The sequence below is a fragment of the Halomonas sp. Y3 genome, from assembly GCF_024137965.1.
GTDB classification, from domain to species: domain Bacteria; phylum Pseudomonadota; class Gammaproteobacteria; order Pseudomonadales; family Halomonadaceae; genus Halomonas; species Halomonas mongoliensis.
This window is the reverse complement of record NZ_CP099975.1, coordinates 3,377,317-3,390,611: the sequence shown is the minus strand read 5'-3', so window position 1 is coordinate 3,390,611 and position 13,295 is coordinate 3,377,317. Positions and strand designations below refer to the sequence as shown.

Annotated in this window: 19 protein-coding genes; 7 read left to right on the top strand and 12 right to left on the bottom strand. The window is 58.5% G+C overall.

Going from position 1 to position 13,295, the window contains the following annotated elements; all coding sequences use genetic code 11:
* Positions 1-2: 2 nt before the first annotated feature.
* Positions 3-1,139, top strand: a complete 1,137-nt coding sequence (locus NHL60_RS16065) for a nucleoside triphosphate pyrophosphohydrolase family protein (protein ID WP_253445728.1) — start codon at positions 3-5, stop codon at positions 1,137-1,139.
* Entirely contained in the window at positions 1,136-1,798 is a 663-nt protein-coding gene (locus NHL60_RS16060) for a uracil-DNA glycosylase (RefSeq protein WP_253445725.1), read from the top strand. Before NHL60_RS16065 ends, NHL60_RS16060 begins: the two co-directional genes overlap by 4 nt.
* A 16-nt stretch (positions 1,799-1,814) precedes the next feature.
* On the opposite strand, the gene NHL60_RS16055 is transcribed toward NHL60_RS16060, so the two are convergent.
* The 3 genes from NHL60_RS16055 to NHL60_RS16045 are packed head-to-tail and all read right to left on the bottom strand — an operon-like array spanning position 1,815 to position 4,076.
* A complete protein-coding gene (locus NHL60_RS16055) occupies positions 1,815-2,300 on the bottom strand; it encodes a TIR domain-containing protein (protein ID WP_249978257.1) in 486 nt (161 codons plus the stop codon).
* 42 nt (positions 2,301-2,342) lie between these two features.
* The gene (locus NHL60_RS16050; RefSeq protein WP_253445722.1) at positions 2,343-2,930 is read right to left on the bottom strand and encodes a hypothetical protein; all 588 of its coding nucleotides are present in this window, start codon (positions 2,928-2,930) and stop codon (positions 2,343-2,345) included.
* A gap of 3 nt (positions 2,931-2,933) precedes the next feature.
* Positions 2,934-4,076 carry a toll/interleukin-1 receptor domain-containing protein gene (locus tag NHL60_RS16045; protein WP_253445719.1) on the bottom strand — a complete coding sequence of 381 codons (1,143 nt, stop codon included), beginning with the start codon at positions 4,074-4,076 and terminating at the stop codon, positions 2,934-2,936.
* Here NHL60_RS16045 and NHL60_RS16040 point away from each other — a divergent pair.
* Complete coding sequence (locus tag NHL60_RS16040; protein WP_253445716.1) at positions 4,075-4,335, top strand: hypothetical protein; 261 nt, start codon at positions 4,075-4,077, stop codon at positions 4,333-4,335. The genes NHL60_RS16045 and NHL60_RS16040 overlap by 2 nt on opposite strands.
* A 352-nt stretch (positions 4,336-4,687) precedes the next feature.
* Complete coding sequence (gene radC, locus NHL60_RS16035; protein WP_253445713.1) at positions 4,688-5,197, top strand: DNA repair protein RadC; 510 nt, start codon at positions 4,688-4,690, stop codon at positions 5,195-5,197.
* 53 nt (positions 5,198-5,250) lie between these two features.
* On the opposite strand, the gene NHL60_RS16030 is transcribed toward radC, so the two are convergent.
* Together NHL60_RS16030 and NHL60_RS16025 are read right to left on the bottom strand one after the other, a co-directional pair.
* Positions 5,251-5,613: a DUF2513 domain-containing protein gene (locus NHL60_RS16030; RefSeq protein WP_253445710.1), complete on the bottom strand. Its 363-nt coding sequence runs from the start codon at positions 5,611-5,613 to the stop codon at positions 5,251-5,253.
* A 29-nt stretch (positions 5,614-5,642) separates the two neighbouring features.
* A complete protein-coding gene (locus NHL60_RS16025) occupies positions 5,643-6,029 on the bottom strand; it encodes a hypothetical protein (RefSeq protein ID WP_253445707.1) in 387 nt (128 codons plus the stop codon).
* Positions 6,030-6,149: 120 nt separating this feature from the next.
* Between NHL60_RS16025 and istA the strand changes: the two genes are divergently transcribed.
* Together istA and istB are read left to right on the top strand one after the other, a co-directional pair.
* A complete protein-coding gene (istA, locus tag NHL60_RS16020; protein WP_183334547.1) occupies positions 6,150-7,673 on the top strand; it encodes an IS21 family transposase in 1,524 nt (507 codons plus the stop codon).
* Positions 7,660-8,400: an IS21-like element helper ATPase IstB gene (gene istB, locus NHL60_RS16015; protein ID WP_089680926.1), complete on the top strand. Its 741-nt coding sequence runs from the start codon at positions 7,660-7,662 to the stop codon at positions 8,398-8,400. The genes istA and istB overlap by 14 nt, the downstream gene beginning before the upstream one ends.
* A gap of 3 nt (positions 8,401-8,403) precedes the next feature.
* Here istB and NHL60_RS16010 read toward each other — a convergent pair whose 3' ends face one another.
* The 3 genes from NHL60_RS16010 to NHL60_RS16000 are packed head-to-tail and all read right to left on the bottom strand — an operon-like array spanning position 8,404 to position 9,609.
* Complete coding sequence (locus NHL60_RS16010) at positions 8,404-9,045, bottom strand: reverse transcriptase family protein (protein ID WP_253445646.1); 642 nt, start codon at positions 9,043-9,045, stop codon at positions 8,404-8,406.
* On the bottom strand, positions 9,011-9,316 hold the full coding sequence (locus NHL60_RS16005; RefSeq protein ID WP_253445643.1) for a helix-turn-helix domain-containing protein: 306 nt from the start codon (positions 9,314-9,316) through the stop codon (positions 9,011-9,013). Before NHL60_RS16005 ends, NHL60_RS16010 begins: the two co-directional genes overlap by 35 nt.
* A gap of 53 nt (positions 9,317-9,369) precedes the next feature.
* Complete coding sequence (locus NHL60_RS16000) at positions 9,370-9,609, bottom strand: hypothetical protein (RefSeq protein WP_253445640.1); 240 nt, start codon at positions 9,607-9,609, stop codon at positions 9,370-9,372.
* 805 nt (positions 9,610-10,414) lie between these two features.
* Between NHL60_RS16000 and NHL60_RS15995 the strand changes: the two genes are divergently transcribed.
* Positions 10,415-10,801, top strand: a complete 387-nt coding sequence (locus NHL60_RS15995) for an ATPase (protein WP_253445637.1) — start codon at positions 10,415-10,417, stop codon at positions 10,799-10,801.
* A 158-nt stretch (positions 10,802-10,959) separates the two neighbouring features.
* Here NHL60_RS15995 and NHL60_RS15990 read toward each other — a convergent pair whose 3' ends face one another.
* From NHL60_RS15990 to NHL60_RS15975, 4 genes are all read right to left on the bottom strand, one after another.
* Entirely contained in the window at positions 10,960-11,259 is a 300-nt protein-coding gene (locus NHL60_RS15990; protein ID WP_253445634.1) for a hypothetical protein, read from the bottom strand.
* A 305-nt stretch (positions 11,260-11,564) separates the two neighbouring features.
* On the bottom strand, positions 11,565-11,903 hold the full coding sequence (locus NHL60_RS15985) for a DUF6616 family protein (protein WP_253445631.1): 339 nt from the start codon (positions 11,901-11,903) through the stop codon (positions 11,565-11,567).
* A gap of 14 nt (positions 11,904-11,917) precedes the next feature.
* Entirely contained in the window at positions 11,918-12,694 is a 777-nt protein-coding gene (locus tag NHL60_RS15980; protein ID WP_253445628.1) for a DNA alkylation repair protein, read from the bottom strand.
* On the bottom strand, positions 12,691-13,197 hold the full coding sequence (locus NHL60_RS15975; protein WP_253445625.1) for a MarR family winged helix-turn-helix transcriptional regulator: 507 nt from the start codon (positions 13,195-13,197) through the stop codon (positions 12,691-12,693). Before NHL60_RS15975 ends, NHL60_RS15980 begins: the two co-directional genes overlap by 4 nt.
* Between the last annotated feature and the right edge of the window lie 98 nt (positions 13,198-13,295).

The window sequence follows — 13,295 nt, the reverse complement described above, 5'->3', positions numbered from 1 at the left end:
CGATGAAAAAGGAAGGCTCCCTCTTGCTCTCGGATTACGCTGCGGAAATAGCAGCCACAGACGTACTCAATCCAAATGACTTCAATCCGGTCCTCCAAGGTCTATACGGAGAAGTCGGCGGAATAATGGCTACGGCCAAGAAAAGTGTTCGAGAGAGAACGGCTTACTCGGGGTTCAAAAAGGCAGCAGAAGAAGAGTTTGGCGACACCCTCTGGTACTTGGCCGCGATCTGCAGACGCCTGCAGATTCCTCTTGAAGAGATCTTCGCGGAAGCTGCGAATCATGGGAACTTCAAGAATGTGGGCGCTGCAAGTGACATTACTAAAGGTGCGTTGGCCTATATCGCTGTGCCTGTCGCCTCGACTGCTTCGTTGGATGCCACATTAGTCCGATTGGGGCAGTCAGCGGCGGCCATGCTGGGAAGCGCGCCTGCACGTGCAGATTTGATTGCTTTCGCACGGGCCTATCTGGATGCAATCCACGCGGCCGAACTTGCGTTTTCGGAGGTGGCTCGCGGCAATCTCCGGAAAGCTCGCGGCGCGTTCTTGGAGCCGCAGGCGGATGATTTGGCCGGCCTTGATTTCGACAGTACGTTTGGAGTTGAGGAACAGCTACCCCGGGAATTCAAAATCCGAGTCAATCAACGAGGTAGTGGAAAGAGTTATCTCCAGTGGAAGGGTGTATTCGTTGGAGACCCTCTGACCGACAATATCGCCGACCGCGATGGCTACCGGTTCCATGATGTCTTCCATTTCGCCTATGTAGCCATCTTGCATTGGTCGCCAGTGATACGGGCACTGATCAAGCACAAGCGAAAGAGCAATCCGAAATACGATGAAGAGCAGGACAGTGGCCGGGCCATCGTCGTTGAGGAAGGACTTACAGCCTGGATTTTCTCCAGAGCCAAAGAATTGAATTTCTTCGAGGACCAGGAAAAAGTTTCACTTGGGATTCTCAAGACCATTGGCGAGTTCGTGAGTGGTTACGAGGTGGAGAAATGCCCGCTAAAGCTCTGGGAGAAGGCAATCCTTGACGGCTATGCTGTCTTCCGCCAGCTCAAGGCAAATCAAGGTGGCTGGATCATTGGAAACCGAGAACAACGCACCATCAAATACATGCCACTTGAGTCTGAAAAATGAAGATCCACCCGTTCGTTGATGCAGTTGCTTCGCTACAGTTCGAAAACTGCTTCAATCCGTATTCGGATCGTTGTGAAATCCATGATCGACGCGATGCACCACGTCGCCGTGCCGCTGCACTGTCCGCTATGTTGCGTCGTGCAACCGAGGAGCCCGTAGACGCGATATGGATCGGACGAGACCTCGGATACCGCGGAGGGCGCCGTACGGGGTTAGCCCTGACCGACGACGTTCATATAAGCCAGCACGCTAGGCGTTGGAATCTCGATCAGGTCGCCGAGCGGCCGACGATAGGTAGTGCTGTAGCCGAACGAACCGCCGCGGTCATATGGGGCATGCTGGAACACATTGATGCCCGCATCTTCCTCTGGAATGTCTTCCCTCTTCATCCGCATGAATCAGGAGATCCGTTCACCAACCGGCAGCACAACGCGCGCGAGAGGCGAGCCGGCGAAGAATTGCTCCAACAGCTTATTGTCTTGCTACGCCCCTCTCGTATCGTCGCCATCGGTAACGATGCCGCCGCTGCGGCTCATCGCATCATAGATTCCGTGCCCGTGATTTGCGTGAGGCATCCTAGCTACGGAGGACAGACCCAGTTCCAGAAGCAAATCACAGAGCTCTATGGACACCCCATGAGCACTGGGTCGTTGTTTTGACGAGAGGCTTGGCTTCTTATCGAGCAGCGATCGCCGCTTCAATCCAGACCGACAGGTTGTCACTGATGTGGTTATAGGCCGCGCTGCTCGTGGTCCCCGGTGGATCGTACATGCGGACGACGGTGGATAGCTTTCTACCGTCGTTCAAGGTAAATGCGTCAAACGGATTGGCCCCGGTAACTGATGGTTGTTGGTTGTGGTCCAGCAACTTATGGACTCGTATCCCCAAGAGCCCCTTGCCACTATTCCATGACTGCTCAATCTCATATCGAATCCAGGGGCGATTCGCCGTTTCGGCTCCGATAAGAACAATTGTGCATGTCCGCCCGTGCAGTTGATCGTCAATCCAGCGCTTGATTGCGGCCTCGCCGCCTCGCTTTACCTCTTCCCATTTGTTATCGCTTGCTGGCTGGTTGCCCTCCACAACACCAATATTCCGTATCTTGGAGGCGCGCCAACTATCGCGTTGATAGTGAAAGCTATAGAAGACTTTCCGTGGCATGGCGAATCCTTTTGTTGGCTAGTAAGAATCGGCAGAGGAGAATCAGCCCGCTGCACCATGAATGTTTAATTCGAGGTGTGTGTGAAAAAGTTGCGCAAAGTCCACATCGCCAAGATCTGCATCGGTGAAATAGCCTTTGTCCTTAGCTAGGTTCAAAGCCGCCCCACCTGGCGACGGTACGGGCAGAACCTTGGCGGCCGGATGGAATTGTCTGAAGAGTTCATGCTCGGCTTCCACTCCTTCCATGCCACCGATGAAAACAGCGGCAACGAGATCATCGCGCGACAGCATTCTTTCCCGCATTAATAGCAGGCTCGCATCTCTGTCATCGGGAACTGCGTCGGTGAAGACAACATTGTGAAAGTGTTCGTTTTCATCCGGGTAACGATCCTCGAAGAACCTGCTCTGATACAGAACCACGGCCCGAGAATAATCGACACCCAAATCCTCACAAATGCTCCAGATCATGGGAGTGATAGCGGGATGGCCTCCCCACACGATCTTGTGCTGACGGATGACGGCGATGACCAACTCCCTCACAGCGCACTGAATGAGGAATGGATTGGCAGTCTCGTGATACGAGCCGCGGCCCACTAGCGGGACACTGGCTGAAAGGAAGATTGCGCTCACGATTCAGGCCTCCCAGTCCGCAAATTGCCAGCCAGCCTCGCTGGCTTTGACCCATCGCGCAGAGTGGATATGCTGGCCCAGCCAATCCAAATGCCCCAGCCATCGGGGATGCAAGCCAACATGATCATAAACGACGGCAACCGATTGATCCGGCGAATTGGTGGATGCGTCATGCAGGGTTGTCGATGTGGGAACACCGACCGTTGGATAGACGACCACACTCCGTCCATCGGGTAGCTGGACATAAACTGCCTTATTGGCGCCTACTCCGACGATTTGGCCGCCGATCGTTTGAATAGCGTTGCGCAAGTTGCTTACCAGATTGACAGAACGAACTGCATGGCTCTGGCTGCGAACTTCCTCAAGCTGCAGGCAGATGCGGTCCACTGCACCATCTGCGAGGCGCCCCGTGGCCGGATCGACTTCCTCGGGCAACAGTTCTGCCCGGCTGGCTGTTGCCGTGCGAGCAGAAGGCGTGGCGTCTGGCCAGCCGACCCTCAAGACGCTGATGCCCTTCGCCAGAGCACGTCCGAACTCTGCGCTTGTCCAGCGGCTTTCAAAGTAAGCTGGCGTGTCAAGCATCACAAGAACGTCGGAATCGCAAAGGCGATGCCAGAGCATTGTCTGAAAATCTTCCGCGGGTGGAATCCCATGCGTATCGAGAAACACATCGAATAGTCGAGCGGATAAGGCATCGAAGAGTTGCAAGGCTGCCTCACGGGCTTCGCCTCGGCGGTAGCTTACAAATACTCGGCGCTGGCGAGGTAATAACCCTACACACTCAAGTAAAGCGGTCGCGACACGCTGTGGCCCGTTGGCGGCATAGGCTAAGCAGTTGAGAGGTCGCAGTAATTCAGGAATCTCTGCGTCAATTCGATTGACGTCGGATGCTATCGGCAGTAACGGGATGCCTCGCTCCAGCAACTTCGCCACGTTGGCGAGGGGGGGATTCTCGCCCCCGAAAAACACCGCAGCGGATGAGCGCTGTTGGTCGGGGTTAAACTCTTCCGGGCGCACCTCCCATCCAACTTCATGCCCTAGTCGCAAGTTGAACATGCCTACGGCAGTTTCGACGATTTCTTCAAGCTCAGAAAGCTGGGTATCGGTTGGCGAACCAAGTACTGCAAGTTGATAGAGGGCGGTCATGTTCTTCCTTGTGATTTCAGCAGCAACCGTGGTTGTCGAAGTGCGAGCCTGTCTGAACGAAGAAGCAGTATATCGGCAGCAACCCCATTATTTTAAATCGTTACAGCCTTGTTTGTATTTCCCGACAGACGATCTTGCGGAAGAGCGCTCCTGCCAGCAATTCACCGTCGGTTCTGCAATCACCGCTGTGGGTCGGCCTGCCATTTCAGTCTTTAGATTCCTGGATGCTGCCGTCCTTCAGGCCGATGCACGGCACTGACCACAATCAGGTTTAAAGATAGCTGATCGGGGCATCCCCGGCCAGGCAGTCATGGCCGGTCGCGCTGTCGTGCTTTGCATCGAGCCGCCGTTGGCGTCTCGCCCTTCGGCTTCCATCGCTGACGCCTCCGGCCCTAGTGGGCCTGCGCGCTCCGCATGCCAAAGACGGGGCCGTGGGTGTGGGGAGGGCGGTCTTGCTGTTCCCTTCACCGTATCACGGCGTTCTCGCCGTCAAGGGCTGCGCGTGCCTTGCACGCTTGCGGCCACAGCCGTCCATGACCCTGTGACAGCTTGCGCTGCGCCGTGCTGGCCACGGTTCCGGGCAATTCCGCCCGAGTAACCGGAGCACGATCATGATGCAATTGTCTTTTTCCTCGCTCGATTCCTCTCTGCTGGTGCGTGACGCTCAGGGGCGTTACCTGCCGGCGTCGGTGGAGCAAATTCTTGATGCCGCGCGCCAGGTCATCGACCAGAAAATGCAGCGGGGCATGTCCTTCACCTCACCGACTATCGTCAAAGAGTACCTGTGCGCCAAGCTGGCTGGCTTCGAGCACGAAGTCTTCGCGGTGCTGTTCCTCGATTCGCAGCATCGCCTGCTCGAGTACGCCGAGATGTTCCGGGGTACCATCGACAGTGCTTCAGTGTATCCGCGAGAAGTGGTCAAGGAGGCGCTGCGGCTCAATGCGGCGGCGGTGATCTTCTCGCACAACCATCCCAGCGGCAATCCTGAGCCGAGCCGTGCCGATGAAGCCATCACCAATCGACTCAAGGATGCTCTGGCGCTGGTGGATGTGCGCACGCTGGATCATGTTGTTGTCGCCGGTAGCGACACCACTTCCTTTGCCGAACGTGGCCTGATTTGACCCGGGGGGCTTAGGCCCCTTTTTTGCTGCGCCCTCGGTCGTGACTACCTGAGTTAGCTGCCGATGATTGCAGCCAGTGCAGCTTTACCCAACGCCTTAACCGAGTCGAATGTCAATTCAATTCCTTTGTCCTTCGCCGTGGCCTTGATACGCTCCCATACGGCTTTGCTTCGAATCGTGTCCAACAGGTCATGACCAGCCCACGTTAACCCTTGTGCGTGGATGGCATCGCCATCCATATCACTTGCATCACTGCCTTCAATAAATCCAGCCTTCCATAGAAGAATGCCATGCGCATCTTTCTCAGGCTCGTCGCTCTCGTTGGCTGGACCGTACTCAATGCTCTGAAACTGAGCGCTGTCCAGCGCTTCGACTTCGATCAAGACGTCACGGATAATATCCCAGTCTCTTTTCATGTTGTCTCTATGTTGCCCTGTGGGCGTGGCTACTGGCCTTCCTTTAACGCAAGCAGGCGCTTTTTCAGCGGGGCCGCCTTACCTGGATGAAACCGCTCCAGATGCAACACCCGCCCCATCGCTTGAGCATAGGGGCCTCGTTCAAACGAAAGCACCTCTCCATTCTCTATGCGCTGCTCTATGTCATGTACGGCAGCACGAGTTTTGCGGTATACGGCTTTCCCCAGACCAGGCTTGGCGTTGATGGAAAGCTTTGTGACTTCCATTCGAGTGCCGGATGTAGAAATCTCATGTTTGGCCCGCTTGGGCTGATATCCATGTTTGAGCAACATACCGTATATTTGCCGCACTACTTCCGATTTTTCCGGATTAGTCAGGAACGCTTTTGATGACACAGCAATGTTGTTAATGGCCAAGTAAATTGACCCAGTACCGGCCAACGCTTTTGACCCACCCCCGAGGTGGCAGCGCTGCCACCATCCACCTACCGTGTCGGCTCAGCCAAGGGTCGGGACGGAGATGTGAAGGACTGGGGAATGATTCACAAGATCAAAGCGTTACACGATGAAGGACAAGGCCTGTCGATCCGTGCCATCGGCCAGGAGCTGGGCATCTCCCGCAACACCGTCCGCAAGTACCTCCGCCAGGACGAGGCCACCATCGAGGCGGCGCAGTCGAACCGCGAGCGCGAGAAGAAGCTCGACGCCCACCGCGACTACATCGTCTACCTGCTGCGCACCTTTCCCCGGCTGAGCAGCGTCAAGGTGGCCCGCAAGCTGCGCGAGAAGGTCGGCGAGCTGGCGGTCTCGGAGCGCACCCTGCGGCGCTACGTACAGCAGGTAAAAAGCACGGTGGCCAGCCGGCAGCGGCGCTACTATGAGCCGGTGCTCGATATGGTCCCCGGCGTACAGTGCCAGGTGGATCCGGGCGAACTGCGCGAAGTGATGATCGGCGGAGAGTCGCGCCCCCTGTACTTCGTGGTGTTCGTGCTCTCCTACTCGCGCCTGACCTATGTCGGCGTCAGCCTGTCGCCGCTCGATACCGTCACTTTCATCCGTCTGCACGACGAGGCCTTCCGCTACTTCGGCGGCCTGCCGGAGGAGTGCGTCTACGACCAGACCAAGATGGTGGTGATCAGCGAGCAGTTCCGCGAGCTGGAGGTGAACCAGCGCTTCCATGAGTACGCCACCACCGCCGGCTTCCGGATCCGCGCCTGCTGCGGCTACGACCCGGAGAGCAAGGGCAAGGTCGAGGCCGGGGTGAAGTACGCCAAGCAGGATGCCTTCTATGGCGAGGTGTTCCGCGACGAGGCCGACCTGCGCGCTTACGTGCGCCAGTGGCTCGACGAGGTCGCCAACGTGCGCACTCACGGCACCACCGGCCAGCAGCCGTGGACCCACTTCGACGCCGAGGAGCGGCGCCACCTGCGCCCCTACCTGACCCCAGCCTGCGTGGGCCGCGATGCCGACGGCCTGGCCCCGCGCCGAGTCGACAAGACCGGGCTGATCGCCTGGAAGGCCAACAAGTACTCGGTGCCGATGCCCTACCAGCAGGGCCGAGTCGGGGTCCGGGAAGCGGAAAACCGCCTGGCGATCCACGACTTGGAGAGTGGCGATGAGATCGCCACCCATGCCCTTCACCTGGGCAAGGGCCGCACGCTGCGCAACGAGAACCACTACCGCGATCTCCGCCAGCAGGAGACCGATCTGGAGCAGGCTATCGCCCGCCACCTCGGCGAGTCGCTGGGCCGGCAACTCTGTGACAAGCTGCGCCATAGCGTACCGCATCACTACAAGGACCAGCTGCGTGGCGCCAGGCAGGTGCTGGAGGCCGAGCCTCAGCTGGATCTGGCGCTAATCGCTGACTGGGTCACCCGGGAGCGCCTCACCGCCGGTGGCCTCAAGGAACGGCTGGCGGCGGCCCGACTCGCCACGGCGAGAGGCCGGGATCACGACGGTGACGCCCCCGCCGGACCTCACACGACGCCGGCTGAGCTGGCTCAGTACGCCCGACTTGGCCACTCCAGCGGCCAGCAGGAGGTGACCCATGGGGCAGCTTGAGCTGACCGCCGGGCGCTACCGCAGCCTGCGGCTGGGCGCCATCGCCGGCGGCCTCACCGAGCTGCTGGCCCAGGCCGAGGCCAACGAGGTCTCCTACCTGGCCTTCGCCGACATGCTGGTCGAGCACGAGCGCCAGACCCGCGAGGCAAAGCGTATCGACCTCTACCGGCGCCAGGCCGGATTCCCCAGCGACAAGCGGCTGGAGGGGTTCGACTATCGGCACCAGACCACCATCACCAAGCGCCAGATTAACGCCCTGCTGGACTTCGCCTTCCTCGACAACCGCGAGAACCTGGTATTTATCGGCCCGCCGGGGGTGGGCAAGACCCATCTGAGCATCGGTATCGGGCAGAAGGCCATCGAGGCCGGCTACCGGGTGCTGTTCCGCAATGCCTTGGACCTGGTCGAGGAACTGGAGCTGGCGGAAATGAAGGGCGAGCTGAAGAAGACGCTGCACAAGCTCGCCAAGGTCGACGCCCTGGTGATCGATGAGTTGGGCTACCTGCCGATGAGCCGGCAGGCGCGCTACGCGCTGTTCCAGCTGATCAACCGGTTCTACGAGCACCGGTCACTGATCATCACCACCAACAAGGACTTCACCAGCTGGGGGGAGTTCTTCCACGACGACAACGTGGCGGTGCCGATTGTCGACCGGATCATCCACCACTCGCACCTCTACCTGCTCGGCGGGGAGAGCTACCGGCTGAAGCAGAAGACGCTCAGCTGACGATCACGGGTGGGTCAATTTTGTTGACCGCTGGTGGGTCAGTTCTGATGGCCATTGACAAATGTCATCGACGTAGCGGGAGTAGATAAGTCCTTGAGATGCGAATCTCGCATGTAGCGCTGGTTCGTCCTGCCAAAATACGAGATTCGCCAGGAACGAGCTGGTGATGGCACCTTGTGGCAACTCACCTTGCCGAGTGGTTAGTTGAGTCAGACATTGCGACACATCTTGACTGAAACCGAAGAGTCCACGCCAAATATTGAATACGCGCTCTGCGGAGGTAGAGGGGAAGAATCCGCTGATGTCTTCGTTGATGACAATCCTGGCGTTAGTATGAAGTGCGGCGTTTACTTTGTAGTCGCAGCCTTTGACGCTTCCAGTCAAATAGGGTGGGTAGTCCACATGATCTAGGATCTGGCTTTTGATCCTTCGGTGGACTTCCTTCAGCGGTGCCAGGGCATCATAGGTGTTGCGGATGCTGCCATCCGGCTTGGTAATGGACTTTGCGATGCGGTATAGACCGTCGGCTCGCTGGGCAAGTGATAGCAGTTCATCGACAGACATACCCAATGGCAAGTGCAGAGCATTCAGTGTGCCGATACGACGTTGGTTATATGAGGGTGCGTTGGTTGTTGGTGGGCTCATTGAGCAATTCCAGGGCAGTACGTGCAAGTTCCCCTTGCAGCGACTTGTCAATGCCATCCAGGTCGCCACCTTCCGCTCCCAGGAAAAAGAGGATACCCACAGGCACGCGCAATGCGTGTGCGATCTTGGTCATGGTGGAAAGCGTTGGGTCACGTTTGTTGTTTTCCAGCATGGATAGGTAGGAAACAGAGCACTCCGCCTGACGTGCAAGATCAGCCTGGGAGACTCCCCGCCGAGTGCGGCACAGCTTGATTGCTTGTCCAAGGTTCATGAGTTACTCCGATAAATCAAATATTGGGCTTGCTGCGTCTTGGCTCACTCTCATCACTTCATCCAGTCAGTGAGATTACTCACTGCGCGGATGACGATGTCGGTGATGCGCAGAGCCCGGAACACGAGTTCACCGCGTTCAAGCTCCCGCCTTTCCGAACCTTCAAGCATGCTGCGTAGTTGCTGCAACACATCATCCAGTTCTGCCAGAGCGCCAGCATCGAGTTGGCTGTAATGCGCATCGCGCAGCTTTTGCAGCGTTGCGATGGTGTTCTTCAAAGCTTCGTACTTCATTGGAGTGCTCCTTGTAAACTCGGCAAAACGCCGAAGCCCCGTAACAAGGCGATTGGCCGAAAGGAGCCAACTCGATGCGCAAGCCCAACACCAGTCTTCGCGGCTTTGAAGCCCCGTCCCTGCAACCATCTGGTGCGGCTCACAATCAGCAGATCGCACGGCTAATCGGGAACACACGGGCGGCTAGAGGGCCGAGCTTCGCGGCTGACCGATGCTGCTGGCCTGCCTCGCCTCAAAATCTCCAACACTGGATGAAGGAGCGGCCTGAATCGCTTCAGGCAATACACGCTGACCTTTCGCTTTTACGGTAAGAGCACCACTTCAAAGAACAAATACCTAGGCGGTTCGCCTAGCCAACATCATTACAGCACAATCAGCGGCAAGCGTCAACAAAAAGTCACTGACAGTGAATTTTGTGCTTTACCCGTGAGTGTTCAGCACAAGAAGCTCTTGAGCGGGCCTCTCTCTAAGTGAACCTTGACGCCTAGTGCATCCCGGCGTACCGCCGTCGGGCTCGCGGGCTGCGCCCCGTGCTTCGTGCCGAATCACGGCCGTCCGGCCTTGATCCCTGATGCCTCCGCCCTTGCGGGCCTGCGCGCTACGCTTGCCTGTCCGTGCCTGCGATAGAGGTAGAGGGGCGGTCTTGCTGTTCCCTTCACCGTATCACGGCGTTCTCGCCGTCAAGGGCTGCGCGCGCAATGCGTGCTGGCGTCCTGGCGGCCGTCTGCGACCCCTGACTGCTTGCGCTGCGCCGTGCTGGCGCCGGTTCCGGGCAATTCCGCCCGAGTAACTGGAGATCGTCATCATGAACGACAAATCGCATGTTTCGCTGGAGCGCCGTGTCTGCTTGGTCTGCGGCACCCACTTCGATACTGGCAGCATCCTGCTCGACAAGCGCCTGCGCGCGAGCATGGAGCGCTACACAACGACGGGCTTGGGCCTGTGCGCCGAACACCAGCGGCTTTTCGACGACGGTTTCGTTGCACTGGTCGAATGCGATCCTGAGCGCAGCGGCTCGCCAGCGGCCGATGGCCGCTTGAAGCCTGAACAGGCGTACTGCACGGGTCGCCTAGCACACTTGAAACGAGAGCTATTCTCCAAGGTGTTCAATGCGCCGATCGCGGTCGATCTGCCGTGCGTCTTCGTTGAGCCTGGCGTGATCGAGAAGCTGCAGGCGATGTGTGCGCACTGACCGTACGGCAACCATCCGGCGCGTCGCCCTGCGGGGCGATGCGCCTTTTTTCTGTTGCGCCTGTTACCTGATGTCCTCGCACCCACCTGCGTCGCAGTGAGGCCTCCATGGTAACTATTACGTCTAGGGTAAGAGGTTGCTTGTCCGGTAGCGCAGCTTCAGCGGAAATGCCGATCAAACAGGATGGAATGGCAACGCATCGCCAAGCAGCCGTAGAACCAGATGGTCACTCCCAGGCCACCAAGAAACGTAAAAACCGCAGCTCCAATCCAGGTCAACCCGGTTTGATTCGTCGTGGTAACCAAATCAGGCAAAACATGAGTAACCGCCATTGCCCAGTACCCAGCAATCAAGAATGAGGCGGCTCCAAGGGGAGCAAGTACCCAATCACTCAATTCATGTAGATGCCATGTGCGTCGTGTTTGGAAAGATGCTGCTATACGCTGGAATAATTGCATGCTTACGTTTCCTCTTATTCATCAAAAAATGTGCAGTGTTGTGCATAGCGATTCCCGCTGACGACACATCGCTTTGACCATATTGCCGCTGGCTTGGGCGTCCCCGGTCAGGAAACAGTACCCGTGGCGGATGAAACCGCCGAGGTACTGGCCAGTTGACCTGCACTGAAGGAGTGCGCCCTGGCCTCGATCGGGGCGCTCCGCCTGGGAGGAGAACCACCTATGACTCGGGCCTCCACCAGCAGTCTGTGCAAGCGACCTATGCCCCCAGCACGGTATGCGTCCGCCGCTGGCGCGGCGAATCATCAATCGAGCGCCAATGCGGCTAAATGACGGGCAAAATCGCCGTCATCACTGGCGGCATTCACATGGTCGAAATAGTCGTACCAGCCGCTGGCATTGATGCCCGCCAACAGCGCATCCCTGGCTTGTAGATCAGGGAAGCGCCAGACCCCCAGAAACTGATGTTTGCTGGCCTGGTCGATATTCATATCTGTTTCGCCCAGGGTCAGCACTTCGATGCCCAGGTCGGACAAACCGCGCATCGCCGTCTGGATGCCGTCAAGGAACTGCTGCCGCAGGTCGGATGGCAACGCTCGCCATGCGGTATTGGGCGTGTAAAGCTCGACGAGGTAGTGCGGCATGATGGCGTTCTCCTTCATTTCAGGTTGCGTTGGGCACGTTGGCAGATACGGTGCGTAGCGTCGGCGGGCTCGCCTTGCAGCCATTGCGCACACAGGTTGCGTACCCAATCGGGCTGATCCCTGGCTGCATCGTTGAGCCAGTTGGCCACCGAATCCTGGACATAGGTGGATGGGTCGGCGCGCAGCGGCAAAAGGATAGGCAGCGCCTGCTCTGGTTGCTGCTTGAGCGCCGCGATGTGGGCGCACCACACACCGCGCGGGCGCAGGGCTTCACTGGCGAAGCGCCGAAGGCGTTCGGATGGCAGCACTGCCCATGCCGCCAGGCACTCGATGGCGGTATCCAGTTGCCGGGTCAGGTGTGGACGTACCGCCATCCAGGCCCATTCGCGCACGCCGAAATGGGCGTCGTCGGCCAATGGCTGAATGGCCGTCAGTCGCGTCGACAAATCCGGCCCCGGTTGTGCGCCAATCATGAAACAGGCCCAGCCGCGCACAGTGTCCGAGGCATGGGCTTGGCATTGCGCGATGCCGGTAGGACCAAGTTCGTGCAGCAGCGCGGCCCCAATCCCTGCCATTCGCTTGAGGATGCCGAGCTGGCAGGCAGCGTCGGTGGCTTCCAGGGCGCGTGGCGACAAATCGGGAAAGACCGTGCGCAGCAGCACTGCCTGGTCGAGCGCCAGCCCCTCGACCAGCGTGGCACTTTGCAGTTTGCCGTGGGACAGGGCATTCAGCACGTCAGCAGGAATGTCGGCGGCGCGGGTCGCCCCCTTGCGCGGCGCTGACTCTCTCATAAAGACTTTCCTTCTGTCGTCACATCCAGATTCCCCGTCACCTTGTCGAGCAAGGCCGCCAGCTGCTCACGTTCGGAGACGGACAGGTTGCCAAACAATCCGGAGATCCAGCGGCCATGCTGGTCGAAGACCTTTTCGGCGACCTTCTTTCCTTTGCGGGTCAGCCGGATGCGTAGCGCGCGGCGATCACTGGCATCGGCCAGCCGTTCAATCAGGGATTCTCGCTCCAGGCCGTCCAGCAAACCGGTTACCGTGGCTCTTGTGACACCCGCCTGTTTGGCCAACGCGTTGGGAGCCAGCCCTTCGTTGGTGGAATTGAGCAGGAACAGCAGAACGAAGCGGCCCTCGGAGAGGCCGTGCGGAGCCAGCCGCGCCGCACAGTTCCGGTCGATGGCGTTGGCCAGCGAGAGCGTTTGGAAGCAAAGCTGGATGCCTGCCACGTCGGGAAGCTGGCGCCGCTGCGCTTCAGCCAGTAGCGCCTCGTATTTCTGTTCAAGATTCATTATGATGCCGCCATATAGTATGGCGGCTAATTATATGGGGAGGGGCAATCACGGTCAATGTATGTCGCCGGGTTTCCGGGCCGCGCCTAGTACCGTCC

Bases quoted from the DNA above. Each gene is read 5' to 3' on its own strand.
- NHL60_RS16065 (WP_253445728.1), top strand. From the start codon at position 3: ATGAAAAAGGAAGGCTCCCTCTTGCTCTCGGATTACGCTGCGGAAATA.
- NHL60_RS16060 (WP_253445725.1), top strand. From the start codon at position 1,136: ATGAAGATCCACCCGTTCGTTGATGCAGTTGCTTCGCTACAGTTCGAA.
- NHL60_RS16055 (WP_249978257.1), bottom strand. From the start codon at position 2,300: ATGCCACGGAAAGTCTTCTATAGCTTTCACTATCAACGCGATAGTTGG.
- NHL60_RS16040 (WP_253445716.1), top strand. From the start codon at position 4,075: ATGTTCTTCCTTGTGATTTCAGCAGCAACCGTGGTTGTCGAAGTGCGA.
- NHL60_RS16045 (WP_253445719.1), bottom strand. From the start codon at position 4,076: ATGACCGCCCTCTATCAACTTGCAGTACTTGGTTCGCCAACCGATACC.
- radC (WP_253445713.1), top strand. From the start codon at position 4,688: ATGATGCAATTGTCTTTTTCCTCGCTCGATTCCTCTCTGCTGGTGCGT.
- NHL60_RS16030 (WP_253445710.1), bottom strand. From the start codon at position 5,613: ATGAAAAGAGACTGGGATATTATCCGTGACGTCTTGATCGAAGTCGAA.
- istA (WP_183334547.1), top strand. From the start codon at position 6,150: ATGATTCACAAGATCAAAGCGTTACACGATGAAGGACAAGGCCTGTCG.
- istB (WP_089680926.1), top strand. From the start codon at position 7,660: ATGGGGCAGCTTGAGCTGACCGCCGGGCGCTACCGCAGCCTGCGGCTG.
- NHL60_RS16010 (WP_253445646.1), bottom strand. From the start codon at position 9,045: ATGAGCCCACCAACAACCAACGCACCCTCATATAACCAACGTCGTATC.
- NHL60_RS16005 (WP_253445643.1), bottom strand. From the start codon at position 9,316: ATGAACCTTGGACAAGCAATCAAGCTGTGCCGCACTCGGCGGGGAGTC.
- NHL60_RS16000 (WP_253445640.1), bottom strand. From the start codon at position 9,609: ATGAAGTACGAAGCTTTGAAGAACACCATCGCAACGCTGCAAAAGCTG.
- NHL60_RS15995 (WP_253445637.1), top strand. From the start codon at position 10,415: ATGAACGACAAATCGCATGTTTCGCTGGAGCGCCGTGTCTGCTTGGTC.
- NHL60_RS15990 (WP_253445634.1), bottom strand. From the start codon at position 11,259: ATGCAATTATTCCAGCGTATAGCAGCATCTTTCCAAACACGACGCACA.
- NHL60_RS15985 (WP_253445631.1), bottom strand. From the start codon at position 11,903: ATGCCGCACTACCTCGTCGAGCTTTACACGCCCAATACCGCATGGCGA.
- NHL60_RS15980 (WP_253445628.1), bottom strand. From the start codon at position 12,694: ATGAGAGAGTCAGCGCCGCGCAAGGGGGCGACCCGCGCCGCCGACATT.
- NHL60_RS15975 (WP_253445625.1), bottom strand. From the start codon at position 13,197: ATGAATCTTGAACAGAAATACGAGGCGCTACTGGCTGAAGCGCAGCGG.